Annotated in this window: 23 protein-coding genes, 1 pseudogene and 1 riboswitch; of the genes and pseudogenes, 10 read left to right on the top strand and 14 right to left on the bottom strand. The window is 71.8% G+C overall.

Translation table 11 applies throughout. The annotated features are described in order from the left end of the window. Positions 1-13: 13 nt before the first annotated feature. Together P8A20_RS28690 and P8A20_RS28685 are read right to left on the bottom strand one after the other, a co-directional pair. Entirely contained in the window at positions 14-694 is a 681-nt protein-coding gene (locus P8A20_RS28690) for a lysoplasmalogenase (RefSeq protein ID WP_147962049.1), read from the bottom strand. Further along, positions 691-1,596 (bottom strand): sterol desaturase family protein, encoded by a 906-nt coding sequence (locus P8A20_RS28685; RefSeq protein WP_147962048.1) that lies wholly within the window; start codon positions 1,594-1,596, stop codon positions 691-693. The genes P8A20_RS28690 and P8A20_RS28685 overlap by 4 nt, the downstream gene beginning before the upstream one ends. A 150-nt stretch (positions 1,597-1,746) precedes the next feature. Here P8A20_RS28685 and P8A20_RS28680 point away from each other — a divergent pair, with 150 nt between their 5' ends. Continuing rightward, entirely contained in the window at positions 1,747-4,845 is a 3,099-nt protein-coding gene (locus P8A20_RS28680; protein ID WP_306104494.1) for an NACHT domain-containing protein, read from the top strand. An 11-nt stretch (positions 4,846-4,856) separates the two neighbouring features. Here the strand turns inward: P8A20_RS28680 and P8A20_RS28675 are convergent, their stop codons facing one another. Then, the gene (locus tag P8A20_RS28675) at positions 4,857-5,576 is read right to left on the bottom strand and encodes a VIT1/CCC1 transporter family protein (RefSeq protein WP_306104493.1); all 720 of its coding nucleotides are present in this window, start codon (positions 5,574-5,576) and stop codon (positions 4,857-4,859) included. Positions 5,577-5,729: 153 nt separating this feature from the next. On the opposite strand from P8A20_RS28675, the gene P8A20_RS28670 reads away from it, so the two are divergent. The 5 genes from P8A20_RS28670 to P8A20_RS28650 all read left to right on the top strand — a co-directional run bounded on the left by P8A20_RS28670 (position 5,730) and on the right by P8A20_RS28650 (position 10,525). Further along, entirely contained in the window at positions 5,730-6,737 is a 1,008-nt protein-coding gene (locus P8A20_RS28670) for a DEDDh family exonuclease (protein ID WP_306104492.1), read from the top strand. Positions 6,738-6,800: 63 nt separating this feature from the next. After that, entirely contained in the window at positions 6,801-7,034 is a 234-nt protein-coding gene (locus tag P8A20_RS28665) for a metallothionein (RefSeq protein ID WP_014156997.1), read from the top strand. A gap of 69 nt (positions 7,035-7,103) precedes the next feature. Then, positions 7,104-7,898: an SURF1 family cytochrome oxidase biogenesis protein gene (locus P8A20_RS28660; RefSeq protein WP_147962047.1), complete on the top strand. Its 795-nt coding sequence runs from the start codon at positions 7,104-7,106 to the stop codon at positions 7,896-7,898. A gap of 73 nt (positions 7,899-7,971) precedes the next feature. Then, complete coding sequence (locus P8A20_RS28655; protein ID WP_147962046.1) at positions 7,972-9,765, top strand: glycoside hydrolase family 15 protein; 1,794 nt, start codon at positions 7,972-7,974, stop codon at positions 9,763-9,765. 4 nt (positions 9,766-9,769) lie between these two features. Beyond that, the gene (locus P8A20_RS28650; RefSeq protein WP_147962045.1) at positions 9,770-10,525 is read left to right on the top strand and encodes an SDR family oxidoreductase; all 756 of its coding nucleotides are present in this window, start codon (positions 9,770-9,772) and stop codon (positions 10,523-10,525) included. A gap of 22 nt (positions 10,526-10,547) precedes the next feature. Here P8A20_RS28650 and amaP read toward each other — a convergent pair whose 3' ends face one another. From amaP to P8A20_RS28625, 5 genes are read right to left on the bottom strand one after another with little or no spacing between them, the layout of a single operon-like run. Then, positions 10,548-11,126: an alkaline shock response membrane anchor protein AmaP gene (gene amaP, locus P8A20_RS28645; protein ID WP_147962044.1), complete on the bottom strand. Its 579-nt coding sequence runs from the start codon at positions 11,124-11,126 to the stop codon at positions 10,548-10,550. A 4-nt stretch (positions 11,127-11,130) separates the two neighbouring features. Further along, positions 11,131-11,817 (bottom strand): DUF6286 domain-containing protein, encoded by a 687-nt coding sequence (locus P8A20_RS28640; RefSeq protein ID WP_306104491.1) that lies wholly within the window; start codon positions 11,815-11,817, stop codon positions 11,131-11,133. After that, positions 11,814-12,167, bottom strand: a complete 354-nt coding sequence (locus tag P8A20_RS28635; protein ID WP_147962043.1) for an Asp23/Gls24 family envelope stress response protein — start codon at positions 12,165-12,167, stop codon at positions 11,814-11,816. Before P8A20_RS28635 ends, P8A20_RS28640 begins: the two co-directional genes overlap by 4 nt. Next, the gene (locus tag P8A20_RS28630) at positions 12,164-12,355 is read right to left on the bottom strand and encodes a hypothetical protein (protein ID WP_147962042.1); all 192 of its coding nucleotides are present in this window, start codon (positions 12,353-12,355) and stop codon (positions 12,164-12,166) included. Before P8A20_RS28630 ends, P8A20_RS28635 begins: the two co-directional genes overlap by 4 nt. 34 nt (positions 12,356-12,389) lie before the next feature. Next, complete coding sequence (locus P8A20_RS28625) at positions 12,390-12,884, bottom strand: Asp23/Gls24 family envelope stress response protein (RefSeq protein ID WP_147962041.1); 495 nt, start codon at positions 12,882-12,884, stop codon at positions 12,390-12,392. A 93-nt stretch (positions 12,885-12,977) separates the two neighbouring features. On the opposite strand from P8A20_RS28625, the gene P8A20_RS28620 reads away from it, so the two are divergent. After that, positions 12,978-13,673 carry a hypothetical protein gene (locus P8A20_RS28620; protein WP_147962040.1) on the top strand — a complete coding sequence of 232 codons (696 nt, stop codon included), beginning with the start codon at positions 12,978-12,980 and terminating at the stop codon, positions 13,671-13,673. A 53-nt stretch (positions 13,674-13,726) separates the two neighbouring features. Here P8A20_RS28620 and P8A20_RS28615 read toward each other — a convergent pair whose 3' ends face one another. From P8A20_RS28615 to P8A20_RS28605, 3 genes are all read right to left on the bottom strand, one after another. After that, positions 13,727-14,518 (bottom strand): enoyl-CoA hydratase/isomerase family protein, encoded by a 792-nt coding sequence (locus P8A20_RS28615; RefSeq protein WP_147962039.1) that lies wholly within the window; start codon positions 14,516-14,518, stop codon positions 13,727-13,729. A gap of 151 nt (positions 14,519-14,669) precedes the next feature. After that, positions 14,670-14,891, bottom strand: a complete 222-nt coding sequence (locus P8A20_RS28610; protein WP_006123601.1) for a helix-turn-helix domain-containing protein — start codon at positions 14,889-14,891, stop codon at positions 14,670-14,672. A gap of 357 nt (positions 14,892-15,248) precedes the next feature. Continuing rightward, positions 15,249-16,847, bottom strand: a complete 1,599-nt coding sequence (locus P8A20_RS28605) for an ABC-F family ATP-binding cassette domain-containing protein (RefSeq protein ID WP_147962038.1) — start codon at positions 16,845-16,847, stop codon at positions 15,249-15,251. A 291-nt stretch (positions 16,848-17,138) separates the two neighbouring features. Between P8A20_RS28605 and P8A20_RS28600 the strand changes: the two genes are divergently transcribed. Then, positions 17,139-17,549, top strand: a complete 411-nt coding sequence (locus P8A20_RS28600; protein ID WP_306104490.1) for a VOC family protein — start codon at positions 17,139-17,141, stop codon at positions 17,547-17,549. A 19-nt stretch (positions 17,550-17,568) separates the two neighbouring features. On the opposite strand, the pseudogene P8A20_RS28595 reads toward P8A20_RS28600, so the two are convergent. The 3 genes and pseudogenes from P8A20_RS28595 to P8A20_RS28585 form a co-directional block, all read right to left on the bottom strand. Continuing rightward, positions 17,569-18,866, bottom strand: a pseudogene (locus P8A20_RS28595) (hypothetical protein). A gap of 185 nt (positions 18,867-19,051) precedes the next feature. Beyond that, complete coding sequence (locus P8A20_RS28590) at positions 19,052-20,191, bottom strand: alpha/beta hydrolase (protein ID WP_306104489.1); 1,140 nt, start codon at positions 20,189-20,191, stop codon at positions 19,052-19,054. A gap of 67 nt (positions 20,192-20,258) precedes the next feature. Continuing rightward, positions 20,259-20,918, bottom strand: a complete 660-nt coding sequence (locus P8A20_RS28585) for a class II aldolase/adducin family protein (RefSeq protein WP_147962034.1) — start codon at positions 20,916-20,918, stop codon at positions 20,259-20,261. A gap of 236 nt (positions 20,919-21,154) precedes the next feature. On the opposite strand from P8A20_RS28585, the gene P8A20_RS28580 reads away from it, so the two are divergent. Continuing rightward, complete coding sequence (locus P8A20_RS28580; RefSeq protein WP_147962033.1) at positions 21,155-22,405, top strand: inorganic phosphate transporter; 1,251 nt, start codon at positions 21,155-21,157, stop codon at positions 22,403-22,405. 12 nt (positions 22,406-22,417) lie between these two features. Continuing rightward, positions 22,418-22,639, top strand: coding sequence for a hypothetical protein (locus tag P8A20_RS28575; RefSeq protein ID WP_147962032.1), 222 nt, complete (start codon positions 22,418-22,420; stop codon positions 22,637-22,639). Positions 22,640-22,819: 180 nt separating this feature from the next. Then, positions 22,820-22,948, top strand: a riboswitch (cobalamin riboswitch). Positions 22,949-23,053 lie beyond the last annotated feature (105 nt).

The raw sequence follows: 23,053 nt of genomic DNA, 5'->3' as shown, positions 1-23,053 counted from the left end.
GTCCTCGCTGGTCTCAGATTCTGATACGCCTCTCACGGTACGCCTCGGGGGCGGCTCCGGTGGCATTCGTGTGCAGATCGAGCGCCCCCCGAGTGAGCAGGTACTGCCCCGCGATGTAGGTCAGCATGATCCAGAAGTCGTGGGCCGGCAGCTGGGGCCGGTCCGCGATGCCGGTGGCGATGAGGGCGTCGGAGAAGAGGAAGAGCGCGCCGCCGAGCGCGGCACGGCGGCCGAGGACGCCGGCACGCCAGGCCATCGCCGTGAGCAGCAGGCTGTACCCGGTCAGCGGGATGCGCAGGCCGTCCGGCAGCCCTGGCCACAGCAGCGCGACGAAGGTCACGAGCACGACGGCGTAGACGACACCGGAGACCGGCCGGACGGGGGCGCGGCCGAAGAGCACCAGGTAGCAGACGTGGCCCGCGGCGAAGAAGCCCATCCCGGCGAGGAACGCGGGCTCGGCGTCGGGCATCAGCAGCACGTCCCCCGCCCAGCCGCACAGCAGCGCGGCGATCAGCAGCCGGGGGCCGCCGCGGGCTGCGGCGTAGGCGGCGAGCAGCAGCATCAGCAGCGGTTTGGTGGCCGCGTGCAAGGCTTCCAGCCCGGCGAGGAGCCCCGCCAGATGGACGGCGGACACGGCCAGGAAGGCGATGATCAGCGGTCGTACGAGCCGGGGCACACCGGTGCGGGGCGTCATCCGGTGCGCTCGGTGGCGGCGTGCGGCCGGGCGGGCGCGGGCGCGGAGGGCACGGCGGCCTCTGTGGGGCGCGACGGCTGCCAGCCCGGTCCTCGGAAGACCCGGCCCGCACGCTCGCTCCAGGTGGCGGCCGAGCGTACGTCGCGGGCGATGGCGGCGTACTCGTGGGTGGCGACGCGGAACGGGTTGTGGGTGCTGATGTTCTTGGTGAGCCCGAAGACCGGGCGCTCCGTCTCGGTTGCGAACGAGCCGAAGATCCGGTCCCAGAGAATGAGGATCCCGCCGAAGTTCCGGTCCAGGTAGCCGCCCTGGGAGGCGTGGTGCACCCGGTGGTGGGAGGGGGTGTTGAGGACGAACTCGAAGGGGCGCGGCAGCTTGTCGATCCGTTCCGTGTGTACCCAGAACTGGTAGACGAGGTTCGCCGAGGAGCAGAAGGCGAGCGCGGCCGGGTGGACGCCCAGCGCGATGAGCGGCAGGTAGAAGGGCCAGGAGGTGAGCGAGGTCCAGGGCTGGCGCAGGGCGGTGGTGAGGTTGAACTTCCGGCTGGAGTGGTGGACGACGTGGCAGGCCCAGAGGATCCGGATGACGTGGTGGCCCCGGTGTGACCAGTAGTAGAAGAAGTCCTGGGCGAGCAGCATCAGCAGGACCGTCCACCACAGCACGGGGACGCGCAGCGGGGTCAGTTCGTACAGGGCGGCGTAGATCGCCACGACGGGTATCTTCCACAGCAGGTCGAAGACCAGGCTGCCCAGCCCCATGGTGACGCTGGTGGCGGCGTCCCTGGCGTCGTACCCGGCGGCGTCGTCGTCCGGGTGCAGGCGGTACGACACCATTTCGAGGACGGTGAGCAGGACGAAGGCCGGGATCGACCACAGCACGACATCGGGCAGGTTCGGCTCCATGCGAGCACCGTAGAGGCGCTCCGGGCACCGGGGATAGATGTTGTTACCGGCAAGTATGTAAGACATGGCGTCATGAGTGTTCGGCGGGTTCCGCCAACCGCCCCGTCGTAGGATCTCCGGCACGCGGGTAGTCCAGGGGGAGGAACACACGTGTCGGGTACGGAAGTTGCTCTGATCCGGCTGGCGACCACGGTCATCGGCACGGTCGCCAGGTCACTACTGGCTCCCAGGCCCGGCGCGGGTCTGGTCCCCGACCCGGTCCGGCCTCTCCCCCGCCCCGCGAAGCCGGACCGGCTGGTGAAAGTGCTCGGCGGCCGGCTCACCGAGCGGTACGCGGACCTGCCCGAGCACGAACGCCTCGCCGCTCTCGACTCCGTGCACGACACCTTCGCCTCTGCAGGCGACCTGGGCGCGGAACGGCTCCTCGCGCTGGAACTAGACGCGGGCCTGCTGTGCGCGGACCTGTCCGCCCCCGTGGCCGGCCTCTCGCCACGCGCGGCCGAGCTGTACGAGGAGGTGCTCACGAGGTGCTGCGAGCACCTCGTGGAACAGCTGACCGCCCACCCGTCGTTCGCGGCGCGCGCGGTGGTGGAACAGGTCCGGAGCACCGGACGTACCCGGGAGCTGCTGGAGGACGTACGCTCCCGGGTCGGCCCCCGGCCGGACGCCGCGGCCCTCGCCTTCGAGCAGCGGTACGCCGACTTCATGGCCACCACGAACTGCCGGATGGGACTGTTCGGGCTGACGCTGGGGCGGACGGCGAGCGAGTGGCCGCTGGAGACCGCCTACATCAGCCTGAGCGTGAGCGGCGACGGTGCCGGGCAGGACGGACTGGACCGCACCGCCACGGTCACGGTCTCCGTGGAACAGGCACTGTCCGGAACGGACCGGCTGCTGCTGCGCGGTCCGGCCGGTTCCGGCAAGAGCACACTGGTGCAGTGGCTGGCGCTGAACGCCGCCCGCCGCGCCTTCGGGGGTGACCTCGCGGACTGGAACCGCTGCGTGCCGTTCGTGCTGCGACTGCGCGCCTTCACCTCGCACGGCACGCTGCCCACCCCCGAGGACTTCCTGCGCGCGGCCGGCATCCCGCTGCACGGCTCGGCGCCGGCCGGCTGGGTGGACGCCCTGCTGACGGACGGCCGCGGCCTGGTCCTTGTGGACGGGGTCGACGAGGTGCCGATGCGGCTGCGCCATCGCACGGAGAAGTGGCTGAAGGACCTGATCGCGGCCTACCCGAGGTCTCGTTATGTGGTGACGACCCGGCCGTCCGCCGTCCCGGAGAGCTGGCTCGCCGGGTCCGGTTTCGAGGCGCACTCCCTGCTGGCGATGGACCGGAAGGACATCCACGCGTTCGTCGACCACTGGCACGCGGCCGCCCGGTCCGAGTGCGTGTCCGACGAGCAGCGCGCACAGCTCGACGTGTACGAAACCTCGCTGCGCCGGGCCGTGACGACCCGCCCCGACCTGGGGCGGCTCGCCACCAACCCGCTCATGTGCGCCCTCCTGTGCGCGCTGAACCGGGACCGGCGGATGCAGCTTCCACGCGCCCGCAAGGAGCTCTACGACGCCGCGCTGGACATGCTGCTCGTACGCCGCGACACCGAGCGCGAGATCGTCGGGGTGGAGGGCGTCGACCTGACGCGGGAGGAACAGACGGCGCTGCTGCAGCGGCTGGCGTACTGGCTGATCCGCAACGGCCAGGCGGAGGCGGACCGGGACGAGACCGTGGCGATGGTGGCGGAGTGGATGAACGCCATGTCCCAGATCCGGGGCAGCGCCGAGGAGGTCTTCTCCCACCTGCTGATCAGGAGCGGGCTGCTGCGTGAACCCGCCCCGGGCGCGGTGGGCTTCGTGCACCGGACGTTCCAGGACTATCTCGGCGCGAAGGCCGCCGTGGAGGCCCGCGACTTCGGCGTGCTGGTCCAGCACGCCCACGACGACCAGTGGCACGACGTGATCCAGATGGCGGTGGGCCACGCCCGCGCCGACGAACGTGCCCGGCTGCTACGTCAGTTGCTGAAGCGGGCGGACCGCGCCCGCAAGCACCGGCACCGCCTGGTGCTGCTGGCCGCGGCGAGCCTGGAGCACGCGCCGGAACTGGATCCCGCCGTGAGGGCGGAGGTGCAACGGCAGACGGCGGACCTGCTGCCGCCGCGCACGCGGGCCGAGGCCGAGGAGCTGGCATCGGTGGGCGAGCTGGTCCTGGAGCTGCTGCCGGGGCCGGAGGATGTTCCGGAGGAGTACGCGGCGGGCTGCGTGGTGCTGACGGCTTCCCTTGTGGGCGGTGACGCGGCGTACGAGGTGGTCAAGCGCTACCGGGACGACGAGCGGGATTCAGTGGCTTCCCAGGTGACGACCATGTGGAACTCCTTCGACACCACCGAGACGTACGCCCGGGAGATGCTCGCGCCGCGGACCTGGAACGAGGTCCACGTGTCCGTGACCAACGCGGACCAGATGGCGGCACTGCAATGGGTGCCCGAGGCAAGGGCGATCCGGGTTCAAGGAAGCCACGAGGACCTTTCCCCACTCATCTCGCGCCGCGGGATGGAAAGACTTTTCGTCTACGACAACAAGGCACTGACCGACATCGCCCCGGTGGCCTCGATGCGCTCACTCACGGAGATCGGCCTCAGCCTCTGCCCGGGTGTCCGCGACCTGAGCCCGCTCTCGGAGCTCCCGCTGACCTGGCTCTCGCTGGTGCAACTGCATCCAGACGTCCCGATGGAGCAGCTGGAACCACTCACGGAAGTCACCTCCCTCAACCTGGGGCACCGTTTCCCTGTCGAAAGCATCGGCGAGCTGGCCCTCAGCCCCCGCCTCACGTCGCTCACCCTGTCCAAGGAGACCGGAGACCTCAGCCTGGAAGGGCTTGAGCAATGGTCCGCACTGGAGGAACTCGGCCTGTACGACCACAGGCATCTGCTTCACGTCATGAAGAGCCCGCTCCTGCGCGGTCTCAAGTGCCTCATCCTGGGCTGGCAGGGCCTCCCCGACCTGAGCGCCCTCGCGGGATGCACCGCCCTGGACACCCTGATCCTGAACTGCTGTCGGTACCCGGCCGGTCTGGCGCCGCTGCGGGAGCTGCCCGCACTGACCCGGCTGTACGTGTACGCCTATCCCGAGGACGACCCCGTGGACCTCGCCCCCTTGGCCTGTCAGGATGGCCTCACCATCCACGTCGGGGTCGAGACGAGGGTCACCGGCACCGAGCTCTTCCCGCCCGGGCGGATCGTACGCAAACTCTAGTGGCCCTGCTCTCACACCCCCGCCGCCCCCAGCAACGCCCCCGCGCCGTACGTCACCGCCATGGCCACCGCTCCCCCGGCCATGTTCCGCAGCACCGCCCGCCCCGCCGGCGCCTCGCCCAGCCTGGCGCTCCACCAGCCGGTGAGCGCCAGGGCCGCGAGGACCGAGACCACCGTGACGGGGAGCCGTACCGGGGTGGGCGGCAGCACGATCGCCAGCAGGGGCAACAGCGCACCCACCGTGAAGGCCAGGAAGCTCGCCCCGGCCGCGTGCCAGGGGTTGGTCAGTTCGTCAGGGTCGATGCCCAGCTCGACCTCCGCGTGGGCGCGCAGCGCGTCGCGCCGGGTGAGCTGGACGGCGGCCTCGCGGGCGAGCTCGTGGCTCAGTCCCTTCTCCTCCAGCAGCCCGGTCAGCTCGGCGAGCTCGGCCTCCGGGGTCTCCCGGAGTTCCCGTTTCTCCGTCTCCAGCGCGGCCTTCTCCGAGTCGCGCTGGGTGGACACCGACACGTATTCGCCGGCCGCCATCGACATGGACCCCGCGAGCAGCCCCGCCAGGCCGGCCGTCAGCAGGGTGGACCGCTCGCCCGTGGCCCCGGCCACACCGACGACGATGCCGGCGGTGGAGACCACCCCGTCGTTGGCGCCGAGCACGGCGGCCCGGAGCCAGTTGAGCCGGGTTCCGAGCCCTCCGCCGTGGGGTTCGTCGTGTGCCTGCTCCTGTGTGTCCGTCACCCCGCGAGCGTCTCACCGGGCCCGCTCCGGGCACACCCCCGACCCGCGCTCCGCGCAGCGTTTCCGGGGCCGTGGTCAACTGCGCGGCGTGCTGTCCGGGTTCGCGGCCGAAGGTCCCGGATAGGTGGCTGTCGGTGGCGGCCCGTATTCTCTGTGACCATGCTCGACGACCGTCAGACCGCAGTGCCGTGGCCGGCCGCCTACCCCCAGGGGTACGCGGTCGTCGACGTGGAGACCACCGGACTCGCCCGCGACGACCGGATAATCTCCGCTGCCGTGTACCGCCTGGACGCGAGAGGCGACGTCGAGGACCACTGGTACACGCTGGTGAACCCCGAGCGGGACCCGGGCCCCGTCTGGATCCACGGGCTGACCAGCGACGTCCTCGAGGGGGCGCCGCTCTTCCCGCAGGTCGCCGCGGAGTTGTCGGAGCGGCTGGCCGGACGGGTGCTCGTCGCCCACAACGCCGCGTTCGACTGGTCGATGATCGCCCGGGAGTACGCCCGGGCGGCGGTCACCGCGCCCGTCAAGCAGCGGCTGTGCACCATCGCGCTGGCCAAGGAGCTCCGGCTCCCCCTGCCCAACCACAAGCTGGAGTCGCTCGCCGCGCACTTCGGCGTGGTGCAGCAGCACGCGCACCACGCCCTGGACGACGCGCGGGTGCTGGCCGAGGCCTTCCGGCCGAGCCTGCACGCGGCGGCCAAGGGCGGGGTGCGGCTGCCGCTGCTGGAGTGCCGCCCGCTGACGGAGTGGTACGACTCCCCGGTCACCCCGCGTGCCGGCTACCGGCCGTCGCAGGGGCAGGGCAGCTGGCGTCCCTCGCGCAAGCGTCCCGCGTGCCCGCATCCGAACCCCGGACGCTATGAGTCGGACAAACCTCTCATGCAGGGCATGCGGGTGGCCTTCTCGGGAGACACCTCGATCGACCGGGAACTCCTGGAGGACCGGGCCGTGGAGGCCGGCCTGCACGTGGCGACCAGCGTGTCCCGGCTGACGAGTCTGCTCGTCACCAACGACCCGGACTCGGCGACGTCCAAGACGGTGAAGGCGAAGTCGTTCGGGACCCCGGTCCTGGAGGAGAGCGCGTTCACCCATCTCCTGAGGGATGTGGCACCGGCCAGGACGGTCGCCGTGCCGAAGCCGTCGCCGTCATCGGAGTGAACCGGCGGCGACTCGCCCCGCACCGGCTCGCCCGTCGCAGCCCGGCGTCCCACCCTGTGGCGCATGGCACGTTGCGAGGTTTGCGGAAACGACTACGGGATGTCCTTCGAGGTGCACGCGCAGGGCGCGGTGCACGTCTTCGACTGCTTCTCCTGCGCCATTCACCGCATGGCACCCATCTGTGAGCACTGCCGGGTCCAGGTCATCGGCCAGGGCGTCGAGGTCGAAGGCCACTGGTACTGCGGCGGCCACTGCGCCCGCGCCGAGGGGAGAGCGGGCATCGTGGACAAAGTGTGACGGGCAGGACCGGTCCGCACGGGGGACCCTCCGTGCCGCACCCCATGACCCCGGTTGTACGGTCATGGGGTGTACCGCTTCCTGTTGACCCGGCAGTGGGTGATCCTCACCCTGCTCGTCCTCGCCATGATCCCCACGATGGTGGAGCTGGGTTTCTGGCAGCTGCACCGGCACGAACACCGCGTCGAGCAGAACGCGCTGATCACCCGGAACCTCGAGGCGGACCCGGTCCCCGTCACCCGCCTCACCTCTCCCGGGCACACGGTCCCGCGCTCCGACTACTGGCGTGCCGTGACGGCCACCGGGACGTTCGACACCGAGCACGAGGTGGTCGTACGCCGCCGCACCTCGCAGGACGAGCGCATCGGCGTCCTGGTCCTGACCCCGCTGGACCTCAAGGGCGGGGGCACGGTCCTGGTCAACCGGGGATGGGTCCCGGCCGCCGCCGACCAGCAGTCCTTCCCCGAGGTCCCGGCTCCGCCGCGCGGCGAGGTCACGGTCACCGGCCGGCTCAAGGCTGACGAGACGACGAGCGCCAGTGGCATCAAGGACCTGGAAGGTCTGCCGGACCGCCAGGTGATGCTGATGAACAGCGCGCAGCAGTCGCAGCTGCTGGGCCGTCCCGTGCTGGGCGGCTACCTGGAGATGACCGGCCCGGCGCCCGCCGACGGCAGCCCCGAGACGATCGCCGCGCCCGATGACGGCTCCATCGGTCCTCATATGGCGTACGCCGTGCAGTGGTGGCTCTTCGCCGCCGGGGTCCCCGTCGGCTGGGTGATTCTCGTACGCCGTGAGAAGCGCGACCGTGAAGAGGCCGCCGCGCAGGGCGAGGCGGCGGAGCAGCCGGAACCGGCTACCGCCTGAGGGCCCGCACGCCCGTTCCGTTCGCACCGGTTTCGCTGCTTAGCGGGGCTCAGGTTCGGGAAGACGCCAAGGCGTGACCCCACGTATCGAGGACTACGCCATCATCGGCGATCTCCAGACCGCCGCCCTGGTCGGCAGGAACGGTTCCGTCGACTGGCTGTGTCTGCCCCGCTTCGACTCCGGCGCCTGTTTCGCCGCCCTGCTGGGCGACGAGGACAACGGCCACTGGCGCATCGCGCCCCAGGGCACGGACAGCACGGAAACCTGTACCCGGCGCGCCTACGTGGAGGACTCCCTGGTCCTGGAGACCTTCTGGGAGACCAGGACCGGGACCGTCAAGGTCATCGACTTCATGCCGCAGCGCGACAAGGCGCCCGATGTCATGAGGATCGTCGAGGGCGTCAGCGGCAGCGTCGACATGAGCTCGGTCCTGCGGCTGAGGTTCGACTTCGGCTCCGTGGTTCCGTGGATGCGCCGCTCGCACGGCCACCGGGTGGCGGTCGCGGGCCCCGACTCCGTCTGGCTGCGCAGCGAGCCGGCGGTCAAGACGTGGGGCCAGCAGTTCAGCACGTGCTCCTCCTTCACCGTCGCCGAGGGCGAGTCCGTGGCGTTCGTCCTCACCTGGCACCCCTCGCACTCCCCGCGCCCCAAGCTGATCGACCCTCACAAGTCGTTGAAGCACACCCTCACCGACTGGGCCAAGTGGTCGGCCCGGTGCACCTACCACGGCAGGCACCGGGAGGCGGTTCTCCGCTCGCTGATCACTCTGAAGGCCCTCACCTACGCCCCCACCGGGGGGATCGTCGCGGCCCTCACGACCTCGCTGCCGGAGGAGATCGGCGGCGTACGGAACTGGGACTACCGCTACTGCTGGCTGCGGGACTCCACGCTCACCCTGGGCGCCATGATCTCGGCGGGATACGTGCAGGAGGCGGCCGCGTGGCGTGACTGGCTGCTCCGGGCGGTGGCGGGCGACCCCGCCGACCTCCAGATCATGTACGGCCTCGCCGGGGAACGCAGACTGCCCGAGTCGGAGCTGACATGGCTGACCGGCTACGAGAACTCGCTGCCGGTCCGCACGGGCAACGCGGCGGTCCGCCAGCTGCAGCTCGACGTGTACGGCGAGGTCATCGACTCGCTCAGGGTGGCCCGGGCCGCCGGACTCGACGACAAGCCGCACGCCTGGAATCTCCAGCTCAGCCTGCTCGGCTTCCTCGAGTCCAGCTGGCGTGAGCCGGACGAGGGCCTGTGGGAGGTGCGCGGGGAACGCCGGCACTTCGTCCACTCCAAGGTGATGGCCTGGGTCGCGGCCGACCGGGCGGTACGCACCCTGGAGGAGAACCCCGGCCTGCCGGGGGACGCCGACCGGTGGCGGGCGATGCGGGACGCCGTGCACGCGGAGGTCCTGGAGAAGGGTTACGACCCCGTGCGCAACACCTTCACGCAGTACTACGGCTCCCGGGAGCTGGACGCCTCGACGCTCCTCATCGTGCGCACCGGCTTCCTGCCGCCCGACGACCCCCGGGTGATCGGGACGGTCGACGCGGTGCGCGACGAGCTCGCCCACGACGGCCTGATCCGCCGCTACAGCACCGAGGGCGGCTCGGTGGACGGTCTTCCCGGCGACGAGGGGGCATTTCTCGCCTGCTCGTTCTGGCTCGTGGACGCCCTGCTGCGGACGGGCCGCAGGGAGGAGGCCGAAGCACTCTTCGACCGGCTGCTGGACCTGCGCAACGACGTGGGGCTGCTGGCCGAGGAGTACGACTCGAGGGCCGGGCGTCAGCTCGGCAACTACCCGCAGGCGTTCAGCCACGTCGGTCTGGTGAACAGCGCGGTCGACCTCGCCGGTGAGGACTTGGCAGGATAGGGCCATGGATCTTGGACTGAAGGACCGTGTGTACATCGTCACCGGGGCGACCCGCGGGCTGGGCAACGCCACCGCGCGCGCCCTCGCCGCCGACGGCGCGAAGGTGATCATCTCCGGCCGTGACGAGAAGGACGCCGTCGAGGCCGCCGCCGAGCTGGGCGCCGACGCGGTCGGGGTGGGCGCGGACAACGCGGACCCGCTGGCCGCCCGGCGGCTCGTGGACGTGGCGAAGGAACGCTTCGGCAGGCTCGACGGCATCCTGATCAGCGTCGGCGGGCCCGCACCGGGCTTCCTGGCCGACAACACGGACGACCAGTGGCAGTCGGCGTTCGAGTCGGTCTTCCTCGGTGCCGTGCGTCTGGCCCGTACGGCGGCCGAGGCGCTCGGCGAGGGCGGTGCCATCGGCTTCGTGCTGTCCGGGTCGGTGCACGAGCCGATCGCCGGTCTGACGATCTCCAACGGCCTGCGCCCCGGTCTCGCCGGTTTCGCGAAGTCGCTGGCCGACGAGCTGGGTCCGCGCGGTGTCCGGGTCTTCGGCGTCCTGCCGTCACGGATCGACACGGACCGGGTGCGCGAACTCGACGCCCTGTCCGGGGACGCCGAGGCGTCCCGCACGGCCAACGAGGCGCGCATCCCGCTGCGCCGCTACGGCACCCCGGAGGAGTTCGGGAAGACCTCGGCCTTCCTGCTCTCCCCCGCCGCCTCCTATCTGACCGGCATCATGGTGCCGGTCGACGGCGGTGCCCGCCACGGGTTCTGAAGGCCCCGCCCGGGCAGGTCGGTCAGCTCACCCGTTCCGCGCGGTGCTTGACCGCCTTCAGACGGACCTCGGCAGGCAGCGCGTCCAGCCCGGCCGAGGTCCGCGCGTGGGTCAGCGCACCCTCGGAGAGGCCCCGCAGCGCGAGGCCCGGGGCCGCGTGCGGCTCCATCAGCAGCCGTACCCGGGCCCGTGGGGCGGTACGCCGCCCGGTCAGTGTCACCTTGGCGGCGGACACCCCGTCCAAGGCCTCCGCCTCGTCGCCGAGCGCGCCCTCCAGTGCCCTCCCCCGCAGCAGCGCGCCCTCGCCGTCGCCGCTGTCGACCAGCACCTCGGCGAGGCGCCCGCGGCGCAGCTGGGCGAGGAGCCACCACAGGGCGAGGACCACGAGGACGGCGAGGACCGCGATGACAGTGGGCCACCACCAGCCCTCGTCCCGCCACCTGGTCCGGTCGTCCTTGCCGAGCAGCACGTCGTCCTTGCCGTCCCAGGGCCACCAGGAGGGCATGGACAGGCCGAGCCCCGTCGCGAGGACGGCGCCGCCGACGACGACGAGGACCAGCCCTGCCAGGCCGAGCAGGACCCGGTTGACGGTCTTGATCACGGGGTCACCCCTTCTTCGCCGGCCGGCGCACGCGCACGGAGAGGCCGGGCGGTCGCGCCAGGTCCAGTTCGCTGACGGCCGTGGACAGGACGGTGTCCAGATCGGCCCTGACGTCGTCGAGTTCACGGAAGTGCGAGAGCGCCCGGACGGTCGCCCTGCGGCGGCTCATCTTCACCCGTACGGACTGCACGCCGGCCACTTCCACTGCCCGGTCGCGCAGGACCAGGGCTGCGGCGGTGCGGTCGAGTCCGGCGCGTACACCGGTGTGCCGTCGGCTCATGGGAAGCAGGGCTCGCAGCCCGGGAGTGAGAGCCAGCAGGAGCAGCCAGAGGCCGAGCGCGGCCGCCAGCGCGGACCCCGCGAGGACCCATACGTCGTCGAGGTGACGGCTCGCCAGGTCGTCGGCGACGGAGCGCCGCCACTGCATGGCCGGGTGGTCCGCGCGTACGGCGGCGACGTCGTAGAGGAGGATCCCCGAGCCGCCCAGGACGACCAGGGCGACGAGCGCCGCGGGGATCCTGCGGCCGGACCAGAAGCGGCCCGCCCTGCCGCCCGGCTGTTCCGGCGCGGGCGCGGCCTCGTAGGTCGAGCCCGAGGCGGACTGGTCCATCTCGAGGACGCCGCCCGGTGGTGTCGCCCCGACGGTGGGCATTCGCCGGGTGGGGTTCTCCGGGTCCTGGGGCTCGGTCATCGGATGCTCCCCTCCGGTGCGGTGCCCGCTCCCGACGGATGCAGCCGTTCGACCTGGACCGCCACCTCGGGCACCTCCATCCCCGCAAGTGCTCTTACCCGCTCGGCCACCCGGCGACGCACCGACCCGCACTGGCGGCCGATGTCGCAGGGGTAGGCGAGGTCGAGGCTGACCCGCACCCGGGCGGTGTCGTTGTGCACGGTGACGGTGGCGCGTGGTGGGGCGGCGCCCTGGGGCCGCTCGTCGACAGCCTCCTTCGCCGCCTGCGCGGCGATCTTCGCGACGACCCGGTCGGCGATCCGGGTCTGCCCGCGCTCCGCGGCGTCGACCCGGTCCGTTGCCCCTGTCACTGTCGCCGGTCGCCGCGCTCGCGACTCCGGAAGAAGTCGCCGGGTTCCAGGTCGCCGTCCAGGAAGCGACCGGCGACGAAGCCGACCGCTCCCAGCGCGGCCACCAGCAGAAAGGCCCCGAACCCGCCGAAGTACCCGGCGAAACCGAGTGCCATGCCGGCCATCAGGCCGACCACAGCCATGCTCATCGTGTGCTCTCCTCAACTGCCGCGCGTGGGAGGTCTACTGGACGCGTGACTCGGACTCGTCCTCGTCGTCGTCCTCATCGGGCAGTTTGACGTCGCTCACCGCGATGTTGACCTCGACGACCTCCAGGCCGGTCATCCGCTCGACCGCCGCGATGACGTTCTCACGGACGTCGCGGGCCACCTCGCTGATCGCCACGCCGTAGTCGACGACGATCTCCAGGTCGAGCGCGGTCTGCGACTCGCCGACCTCCGCCTTCACGCCGCGGGTCACCGACTTGCCGCTGCCCGGAACCCGGTCGCGCACCGCGCCGAAGGTCCGCGAGAGGCCGCTGCCCATCGCGTGGACGCCGACGACGTCCCGTGCCGCCATTCCGGCGATCTTCTCGACCACGCCGTCGGCGATGGTGGTGCGCCCACGGGTGGCCGGGGCTCCCCCGCCACGCTTGGTGAGCTGGCTCTGCCTGCCGTCGTCACCGCGGGACGCGGCACCGGGGCTGTCGGGCCTGTTCTGCTGTGGGCTCTCGGTCATCGCCGCTCTTCCCTTCGGGACGGGTTGGACTTCCGTGGCCCACAGTAAGTGCGCTTCCCCGGTCCCGCGCCGTGGATGGGGCAGGGTGGAGCAATGACAACGGCTGACAGCCCGCACCGGGCCGACGGATGGACCGCTGCCGTGCGCCAACGGCTCGGCCTGGGCAGGTTGCTCCCTCTGGGCGGCCCCTCCGACTGTTCATGGATCGCCGAACGGGCGGCCGCGGCCGTGCTCCGGGACGCGGCGGCCGGTTCGGGGGCCGTTCTGGGGACGCTCCGGATCGCCCTGGCCGGCCCGGACAACGCCCCGGAGCCCGCGGTGCCGGGGCCTCCCAGCGCGCTGCCACCCGGCCCGCTGCGGATCGAGGCCGGTTTCTCCGCGACGGCACGGCGGCCACTGCCCGCGACCGCCGACGCGTTGCGAGCGGCTCTGCTGACGGCGGCGGCCCAGCGGCTCGGCCTGGTGGTCGACGAGGTCGACCTGCGGGTGACGGAACTGCTGGAGGAGGAACCCCGGCCTGCCGTGGAGCCGCCGGCGGACGTCCGGGCGGCGGAACCCGACGGGGCGGCCGGGGCGGCGGCGGCCGGTGTCCCGGGCGTCGTCTCGCTGACCCGTGTGCTGGGCAGCGCCGTGCAGCAGTCGGAGGGTCATGTCCGGGTGGAGCTCGCGACGGCGGAGGGCCACCGGGCACTCGACGTCGCACGTGCGGTGCGCGGGGCGGTGGCCGGCGCCGTGGAGGGCCCTCCCACGGTCGCGGTACTGGTCACGGCCGTCGTGGAACGGGACTGACCCCGCCCCTCACCGGACGCCGAGGGGCGGTGCGGTGCAGGGGTCCCGGCCGCTCAGTCGGCGAGACCGGCGAGGTCGCGCAGCCGACGGCCCTGCGCGGCACGCTCGGCGGTGCGCTGCTCCTCGTACGTACGCGAAAGGGCACCGCCAAGCAGCGCCTTGGTCTCGACGACCGCGTCGCGCGGGGCTGCGAGCAGGGCCGCGGCCAGGTCGCTGCCTGCCGCGTCGAGCTGGTCGGCGGGGACGACGAGGTTGGCGAGGCCGGTGCGCTCGGCCTCCTCCGCGTGCACGAAGCGCCCGGTGGCGCAGATCTCGAGCGCGCGGGCGTACCCCACGAGGTTCACCAGGGGGTGCGTGCCCGTGAGGTCGGGGACGAGGCCGAGGCTGGTCTCGCGCATGGCGAACTGCACGTCCTCGGCGACGATCCGCAGATCGCAGGCGAGGGCGAGCTGGAAGCCGGCCCCGATGGCGTGCCCCTGGACGGCCGCGATCGACACGATGTCGTTGCGGCGCCACCAGGTGAACGCCTCCTGGTACTCGGCGATGGTCGCGTCGAGGTCGGCCTCGGAGCCGCGTGCCATGTCGAGGAAGGACGGCTCGCCGTCGAATCCCCCGGGTGCGAATGCCTGCCGGTCGAGTCCCGCGGAGAAGGACTTGCCCTCGCCGCGCAGCACGACGACCCGCACGCTGCCGGGGAGCGCTCGTCCGGCCTCTGCCAACGCCCGCCACAGAGCGGGAGACTGAGCGTTGCGTTTGGCCGGGTTGGTGAGCGTCACCGTGGCAACCGCGTCATCGACGGTGAGCCGTACGCCGTCCTTGTCGAGCACAGAGTCGAGCGAGGTCATGGAACGCCTCCGGAGCCGGGTGCAGTCAGCACTTACTGGACGAGTACTGAACAGTAACCACCCGGACGACCTGACGGCCGACCGGGTGGCCACCCGGTGTTCCGGCGAGCTCCGGGGCCGGTCCGGACCGGCCCGTGACCGTCGCCCGCCGTCAGGCCGAAGCGGCCTTCTTGCCTCGAGTCGCTCCGCCGCGTCCCCGCAGCGTGACTCCGGACTCGCTGAGCATCCGGTGGACGAATCCGTAGGAGCGGCCCGTTTCCTCGGCCAGCGCCCGGATGCTCGCACCGGAGTCGTACTTCTTCTTCAGGTCTGCCGCGAGCTTGTCGCGCGCGGCGCCGGTAACCCGGCTGCCCTTCTTCAGAGTCTCGGCCACCCGTGCCTCCTCAAGGAAGTGCGCTCTGGACTCTCATGATCACCCCTCCCGCGCTTCCTGGCCACCCATTCGGCAAGGTACGTACGACGGGATTCCGCGCCCCGGAGCGGTCCGACACAAGCGGAATTCAGCATTCCCACAGGCCTGGACGCCATTCGGAAGCGGCTGCGGGAAAAACGGGCAGGTCAGGGCCGTACGGGGCGAGGTGGCCGGAAATGAGTGCGCCCGGCAGCTATCTGCCGGGCGCCGCGCCGGGGTACGAGACGTGCTCACTCAGATGATGGATCACCGATGGGCCGAATGATCCAGACGCGTTGGATCACCGGGTTCCGGACCGGATCCGGGAGCCCTCCGGGGTCAGGCCAGGGCGACCAGGTCGCGGTAGTCCGCACCCCAGAGGTCCTCGACACCGTCGGGCAGCAGGATGATCCGCTCCGGCTGGAGCGCCTCGACCGCGCCCTCGTCGTGGGTGACGAGGACGACGGCACCCTTGTAGGTGCGCAGGGCCCCGAGGATCTCCTCGCGGCTGGCGGGGTCGAGGTTGTTCGTGGGCTCGTCGAGCAGCAGTACGTTGGCGGACGAGACGACCAGCGTCGCCAGGGCGAGCCGGGTCTTCTCACCACCGGAGAGCACGCCGGCGGGCTTGTCCACGTCGTCCCCCGAGAACAGGAACGAACCGAGCGTCTTGCGGACCGCGACGAGGTCGAGGTCGGGTGCCGCGGAGCGCATGTTCTCCAGGACGGTGCGCTCGGGGTCGAGGGTCTCGTGCTCCTGCGCGTAGTAGCCGAGCTTGAGGCCGTGCCCCTCGATGATCTCGCCGGTGTCGGGCTTCTCGGCGCCGCCGAGGAGACGGAGCAGGGTGGTCTTGCCCGCACCGTTGAGGCCGAGGATGACGACCCGGGAGCCCTTGTCGATGGCGAGGTCCACGTCCGTGAAGATCTCGAGCGACCCGTAGGACTTGGACAGGCCCTCCGCCATCAGCGGGGTCTTGCCGCAGGGGGAGGGATCGGGGAAGCGCAGCTTGGCGACCTTGTCCGAGACCCGTACGGCCTCCAGGCCGGAGAGCAGGCGGTCGGCGCGCTTGGCCATGTTCTGCGCGGCGACGGTCTTGGTCGCCTTCGCCCGCATCTTGTCGGCCTGGGCGTTGAGCGTCGCCGCCTTCTTCTCCGCGTTCTGGCGCTCGCGCTTGCGGCGCTTCTCGTCGGCCTCGCGCTGCTGCTGGTAGAGCTTCCAGCCCATGTTGTAGATGTCGATCTGCGCGCGGTTGGCGTCGAGGTAGAACACCTTGTTGACCACGGTCTCGACGAGCTCGACATCGTGTGAGATCACGATGAAGCCGCCCCGGTAGGACTTGAGGTAGTCGCGCAGCCAGACGATCGAGTCGGCGTCGAGGTGGTTGGTGGGCTCGTCGAGGAGCAGGGTGTCGGCGTCCGAGAACAGGATCCGGGCGAGCTCGACACGACGGCGCTGACCACCGGAGAGGGTGTGCAGGGGCTGGCCCAGCACCCGGTCGGGCAGGCTGAGCGCGGCGGCGATGGTGGCGGCCTCGGCCTCGGCGGCGTATCCGCCCTTGGTGAGGAACTCCGTCTCCAGGCGCTCGTACTTCTTCATCGCCTTCTCGCGGGTGGCGCCCTTGCCGTTCGACATCCGCTCCTCGTTCTCCCGCATCTTGCGCAGGATCTCGTCGAGCCCGCGGGCCGAGAGGATGCGGTCACGCGCCAGGACCTCGAGGTCTCCGGTGCGCGGGTCCTGGGGGAGGTAGCCGACCTCGCCGCTGCGGGCGATGGTGCCGCCGGCCGGTGTCCCCTCGCCCGCCAGGCACTTGGTGAGGGTGGTCTTGCCCGCGCCGTTCCGGCCGACCAGGCCGATGCGGTCGCCCTTGGCGATGCGGAAGGAGGCGGACTCGATGAGGATGCGGGCGCCGGCACGCAGCTCGATGCCGGAAGCGGTGATCACGGAAAAACTCCAAGGCGGTATGGACGGCGGAGGGACAGCGGGTTCACGACTCGACGCCGTCTAATGCACAAGGAGAATTGCCATGGACTCAGTCTACTGGCGGTGTCCACGTGCTTTTCCGCATGCTCCCGCCTCCTCACCGCACAGCGCCGGCGGTGGTTCACGACGGGCCTCCGCGTCGGGGACCCCGGCCTGTGCGACACCTTCGGCTGACGCCGTCGGCGACCGGTGGAAGACTGAGATGCAGATCACATGTAACTGGGGCGGGCGAGACAGGAGAGGGTGAGTCCGATGGCAGGAACGGGCGGCGTTCCCACGATCTTCCCGACGATTCTGTACGACGACGCGAAGGCCGCGATCAGGGTGCTGACCGAGGCTCTGGGGTTCACCGCGGAAGCGGTGTACGAGGGGGACGACGGCAGCGTGCTCCACGCCGAGCTCTCCTGCGGCAACGGCAGGGTGATGCTCGGCTCCAGGGGGCGCGGGGGTGTCTTCGCCGAGGCGATGGCCGCTGGAGGGCCTGCCGGGGTGTACGTGGTGGTGGACGAGGTGGACGCCCACCACGCGCGGGCCGTGGAGCACGGCGTGGAGATCCTCGTGCCGCCCACCGACCAGGACTACGGCTGCCGCGACTACATGGCGCGGGACGCCGAGGGCAACGTCTGGAGCTTCGGTACGTACGCCCCGGGGTCCTCGGGCTGAACGCCCCGGGGCTGCGCGGTCACACCCCGCCGGTGTGCACCTGGAAGGCCGCGCGGCGTACGGCTTTGGCGAGGGCCGGGTCCGGGTGGGCGGCGGCCAGGGCGACCAGCACCTGGACGGTCCGCGGGTGCCCGACGGCTCTCACCTCGTCCAGGAGCGCGGGAACCGTGCCCTGGACGGCGGAGTCGAGATGGCGGACCAGCAGCCCGGTCTCACCGTGGTCGGCCACGGCCGCTGCGGTGTCGACCCAGAGCCAGGTGGCCTCCTCCCGGCTGAGGACGTCCTGGGCGTCGTCCGGGTCGGTGCCCTCGTACTCGGCGAGCCACAGGAGCGCGTAGGGACGCAGGGGCGCCTCCGTGACGACGGAGCGGACGACGGGCTCCGCCGGGGCGCCGACGACGCGCAGGGCTTCGAAGGCGAGGCCGCGCAGCAGGGCGTCCTCACCGCGGGCGACGGCCAGGAGCTCGGCCACGGCGCTGCCGACGGGCCGGGCGGCGAGCCAGGCGCGGTATTCGGCGCGGGCCGGGCCGGGGGTGAGGCGTGCGCAGCCGAGCAGCATGTCGGCGGCGGACTGCTCGATGTTGCCGGCGGGGCTCTGGGCCGCGACGCAGATCTGCTCCAGCTTGACCCAGACCGCCCAGTTGCCCAGCGGGGTGAGGGTGGCGTGGCCGGCGCCCAGCGTGAGCGCGCCGACGGAGGCGAGGCCCTCCAGGGCCCAGTCGAGCAGCAGCGCGTTCAGGTCGGCCGGTTCCGCTCCGGTGGGCGCGGGCTGCTCCTGCGGCCCGTACGGCACCTCGCACCGCTCCTCGTGGAGTTCGGCGACGCGCTGGCCGAGCAGGTCGAGGAGGGCGGGCACGGTGACGGGGCCCGCCGAGAGCTGGAGGAGTGACAGCACCTGGGGCACCGCCTCGATGGCCTCCGCCACGGCGGTGGTCTCGATGCCGTCGGGTGAGGCGTGGACGAGCGACCACGCGTCGAAGAGCGCCACCCAGCCGCGGAGCACGGCGGAGTCGTCGCGGTCCCAGGCGCGCAGCCGCCAGCCGGGGCGTGCCGTGTCTCCGTGCAGTTCGATGAGTCCGGCCAGCCTGGCCCGGTCCCATCCGGCCCGCACCTGGGCCGGGGAGAGGTCGAGCGCCGCCGAGGCCCGCTCCAGGGTCCGGGCGGCGAGCGGGGCGGAGCCCGTGCTCGTGCCGTCCGCGGCCCAGTGGGCGATCCGCACGGCGTCGGCCAGTACGGCCCTGGCCTGGCGTGCCAGTTCGGCCGGGGGCGGTGTGCCCTCGGGTGGGCGGGGGCCGGCCTGGTGCGCCGGGTCGTCACGGCCTTGCGGGCGGTTGCCTGGGGTCGCGGGCGGACAAGTCGCAGCCTGGAGTCGCGCGGGGTACGGGACGTCACGAGGAGCAGTCTTGCCCCTGACGGGCCGAAAGCCCAAACGGAAGCCGTGTCACCGGGGTTCGAAGGCGCTCAGGACCGGGTCACCAACCGGGTGGTTCCGGCTCATCAGCTCACATCAGGGGCGTGAGGAAGCGCCGGAGCGCCTCCTCGTAGCCGGCGGGGTCGGCGTTCCACATCGCCGCGTGCGGAGCCTGCGGTACGGGGTGCAGGGTCACGAGGTCGGGCCGGCGGGCGGCGAGCTCCCGGGACTCCTGCCAGGGGGCGAGGGTGTCGTCGGGGCCGTGGACGACCAGAGTGGGCACGTGCAGGGCCGTCGGCACCGACGTGTCCAGGAGCCGGGCGCCGTGCAGTCCCGTCTGGCCCTGGGCGGCCCGGACGGCGAGGGGCAGCAGCGCGGAGGGGACGCCACGGGCCGAGGCGAGCGCGCGCAGGGTCGTCCTCCAGTCCAGGACCGGGGAGTCGAGGACGAGGCCGCTGATGCGGTCACGGAGGGCGGAGTTGACGGCGGCGTGCAGGGCCATCGAGGCGCCGGACGACCAGCCGTGCAGGATGACTTTCCCGGCCCCGTAGCGGAGGGCGTAGCGGATGGCCGCGTCGAGGTCGCGCCATTCGGACTCGCCGAGGTGGGCGAGCCCGTCCGGGGAACGCGGGGCGCCCGGGTCACCGCGGTAGGCCAGGTCGAGCACGGGGAACTGCTGGTCGTGGAGGAACCCCGTCAGGTTCAGGGGGTGGTCCCTGGTGGTGCCGAGGCCGTGCACGGTGATCACCCAGGTGTCCCGGGCGCCGGGCACGAACCAGGCCGGCAGGGCGCCGAGTTCGCCGGGGACCTCGACCTCCTTGTACGCGAGCCCGAGGGCGGCGAGCGGGTCGCCGCGGTGGAGCTCGGGGGTGAGGCGGACCCTGGTGCCCGGTTTCAGGCTTCCGAGGGTGACGCGCTCCAGCCGGCGTACGACGGTGTCGGCGGAGACCGCCGGGCCGCCGGGCGGCTGTTCGATCAGCGGGCCGACGACCGCGTGCACGTCGCGGCCGGTCAGGCCGTACGTGCCGGGCCGCAGGGCGGAGAAGGAGCGGGTCAGGGTGATCTGCCCGGCCGCGGTGGCATGGACGGTGAGACGACGGTCGGCCGGGAAGGGCCGTGGCGACGGCGCCCCGAGGGCGGCGTCGCTGGCGTAGCGTCCGGCGGCGACCGCTGCCGCGCCGACGCCGAGGACCGAGGTGGCGGCCACTGCCGCCGCTGTTGCCGGGCGCACGGCTCCAGTCTCCCGGGCGGCGGCGCCGACGGCCAGTGGGCCTCGGCCGTACGGTGCCGGGCCCGGCTCAGCCCGGCTGTCCGTACCCCTCCAGGGCGTCCTGCACGTCCCGCAGCTGGGCGGGCGTGAGGAGCGTCGGGCTGAGCCCGGGCACGGAGCTCGCGGTGAGCCAGAGCCTGCACATCCATTCGAGCTGGGCGGTGCGGTCGTAGGCCTCGTCGAGGGTCTTCCCGTAGGTGACCGTGCCGTGGTTCTGCAGCAGGCACCCGGTGCGGCCGCGCAGGGCGGCCAGCATGTTGTCGGCGAGCTCACGCGTCCCGTACCGCGCGTAGGCGGCGGTGCGGACGGGGCCGCCGAGGAGCGCGGCGGCGTAGTGGACGAGCGGCACCTCGGGGACGAGGGTGGAGACGGCCGTGGCGTGGACGGCGTGGGTGTGCACGACGGCCGCGGCGTCGGTGTGGCGGTGGACGGCCAGGTGGAGCGGGAGCTCGCTGGTGGGGACCATGTCGCCCAGGACCTGCCGCCCTTCGAGGTCGACACCGACGGCGTCCTCCGGGCCGAGTCTGTCGTAGGGCACCCCGCTGGGGGTGACCAGGACGAGGTCGCCCACCCGGGCCGACACGTTCCCCGAGGTACCGACGACCAGGCCGTCCGTCGCGGTCCGCCGGGCCGTCGCGACGACACCGTCCCACGCCTGCCGGATCGCGTCCTTGCCCACGTCACTCATGCGGGGATCCTAAGGCGGCGTGACCGATGTCTCGCCAACGGGGCAAATCGGTCGGGGCGGGGACTGTCCACGCCGGGCCCCGCACCGGCGGCGGGGGTCCGGCCCACCCCTCGCACACACAAGCGGAACGTGCCCACGCGGTTGGGGTCACCGTGCCGCCCTGCCCAGTTCACCTTCCGTTCATCCAGGTTGCTTACGTTCCCCGTGCCAATGACGTCGAACGATTGCCTGGGTAAATGGAACACATCACGCTGCTGCTTGCGATTGTGGTCGTGACAGCTCTCGTGTTCGATTTCACGAACGGTTTCCACGACACCGCCAACGCGATGGCGACCACCATCTCGACCGGCGCTCTCAAGCCCAAGACAGCGGTGGCCATGTCCGCCGTTCTCAACCTCGTCGGCGCGTTCCTGTCGGTGGAGGTCGCCAAGACGATCTCCGGCGGGATCATCAATGAGAACGGCCTCAGAACCGAGGTCATCTTCGCCGCGCTCGTCGGCGCGATCCTGTGGAATCTGCTGACCTGGCTGGTCGGCCTGCCCTCCAGTTCCTCCCACGCACTCTTCGGCGGCCTCATCGGCGCCGCGGTGATGTCGGCCGGCTGGTCCTCGATCAACGGCGGCACCGTCGTCACGAAGGTCCTGCTGCCGGCGATCGCCGCGCCCCTGGTGGCCGGTGTCGCCGCGCTGCTGGCCACGAAGCTGACGTACCGCCTCAACCGGAAGATCACCGACGAGGCCCAGCTCAAGTCGACGGCGAAGGGGTACCGCGCCGGCCAGATCGCCTCGGCCGGACTGGTCTCGCTCGCCCACGGCACCAACGACGCGCAGAAGACCATGGGCATCATCACCCTGGCCCTGGTCACCGGCGGCGTCCTCTCCCCCGGCTCCAACCCGCCGGTCTGGGTCATCGCCTCCGCCGGTATCGCCATCGCGCTCGGCACCTACCTCGGCGGCTGGCGCATCATCCGCACGATGGGCAGCGGCCTCACCGACCTGCGTCCGCCGCAGGGCTTCGCGGCCCAGACGAGCGCGGCCACGGTCATCCTGGCCTCCTCGCACCTCGGTTTCTCCCTCTCGACCACCCAGTCCTGCTCCGGTGCCGTCATGGGCGCGGGCCTCGGACGCAAGGGGGGCGTGGTCCGCTGGTCCACGGCCACCCGGATGTTCGTCGCCTGGGGTCTGACGCTGCCGGCCGCAGGTCTCGTCGGCGCGGGTGCCGAGTTCCTGACCAAGCAGGGCCCCTGGGGCGTCGCTGTGGTCGCCGTCCTGCTCGTCGCGGGCTCCGGTGCCATCTGGCTGCTGTCGCGCCGCAAGCCGGTCGACCACACCAATGTGAACGCGACCGAGGACGAGCCCGCGGGCGTCGTCACGACCGCCATCGCGGCCGTCAGCCCGCCGCCCGTCGGCTTGGGTGTCCCGGAACTCAAGACCACCATCCACGCCCCGGCGTCCGAGACCCCGGCCGACCGGCCGGCCACGGTGTAAGGACAGATCCGCATGAACATCGACTGGGCAGCTCTCGCGTCCGTCTTCGGCGTCAGCCTCGTGATCACCATCGCGTTGGTCGGCCTCTTCACTCTCGGCATCACCGGCCTCGCCAGGCAGACGACCACGGCGCAGGGCGGCGGTGGCGGCGTCCTGGCGCGCACCGGCGCGTACGCCTGCTTCGCGCTGTGCGCGGCGGCGGTCGCCTACGGGATCTTTCTGATCGTCGCCTGACCCACCGGGTAGGCACCCGCTCAGGGCCGGACACACCACGTGTGTGTCCGGCCCTGTGTGCGTCTGAGCACACTGAAGCCTCGCAGGTCAACGGCAGGTTGACGGGCGTTCGCGGAGCGTGGTGGACTGCCGGAGCCATTTAGGCCGACCGGCTCGCCGGCCGGCCTTACGGCGACAGGAGAGGAAGCCGGTGCGAATCCGGCGCGGTCCCGCCACTGTCACCGGGGAGCAGCCTCCACACGGAAGTCACGGTCCGCCACCGCGGACTGGAAGGCCGGAGGAACTGCGGATCCGGGAGCCAGGAGACTCTCGTCGCCGGTCACGTCGAACCAGGGCGCGGACCCTGAGTGAGGACATACGCCATGTCTGGCTGCCCTGCGTCGGTCACCCCACCACCTTCCGAGAAGGCCCTTC

The sequence above is a fragment of the Streptomyces sp. Alt3 genome (assembly GCF_030719215.1).
GTDB lineage: Bacteria > Actinomycetota > Actinomycetes > Streptomycetales > Streptomycetaceae > Streptomyces > Streptomyces glycanivorans.
The sequence above is the reverse complement of the archived record's forward strand: the minus strand, read 5'-3'. Positions and strand labels throughout refer to the sequence as shown.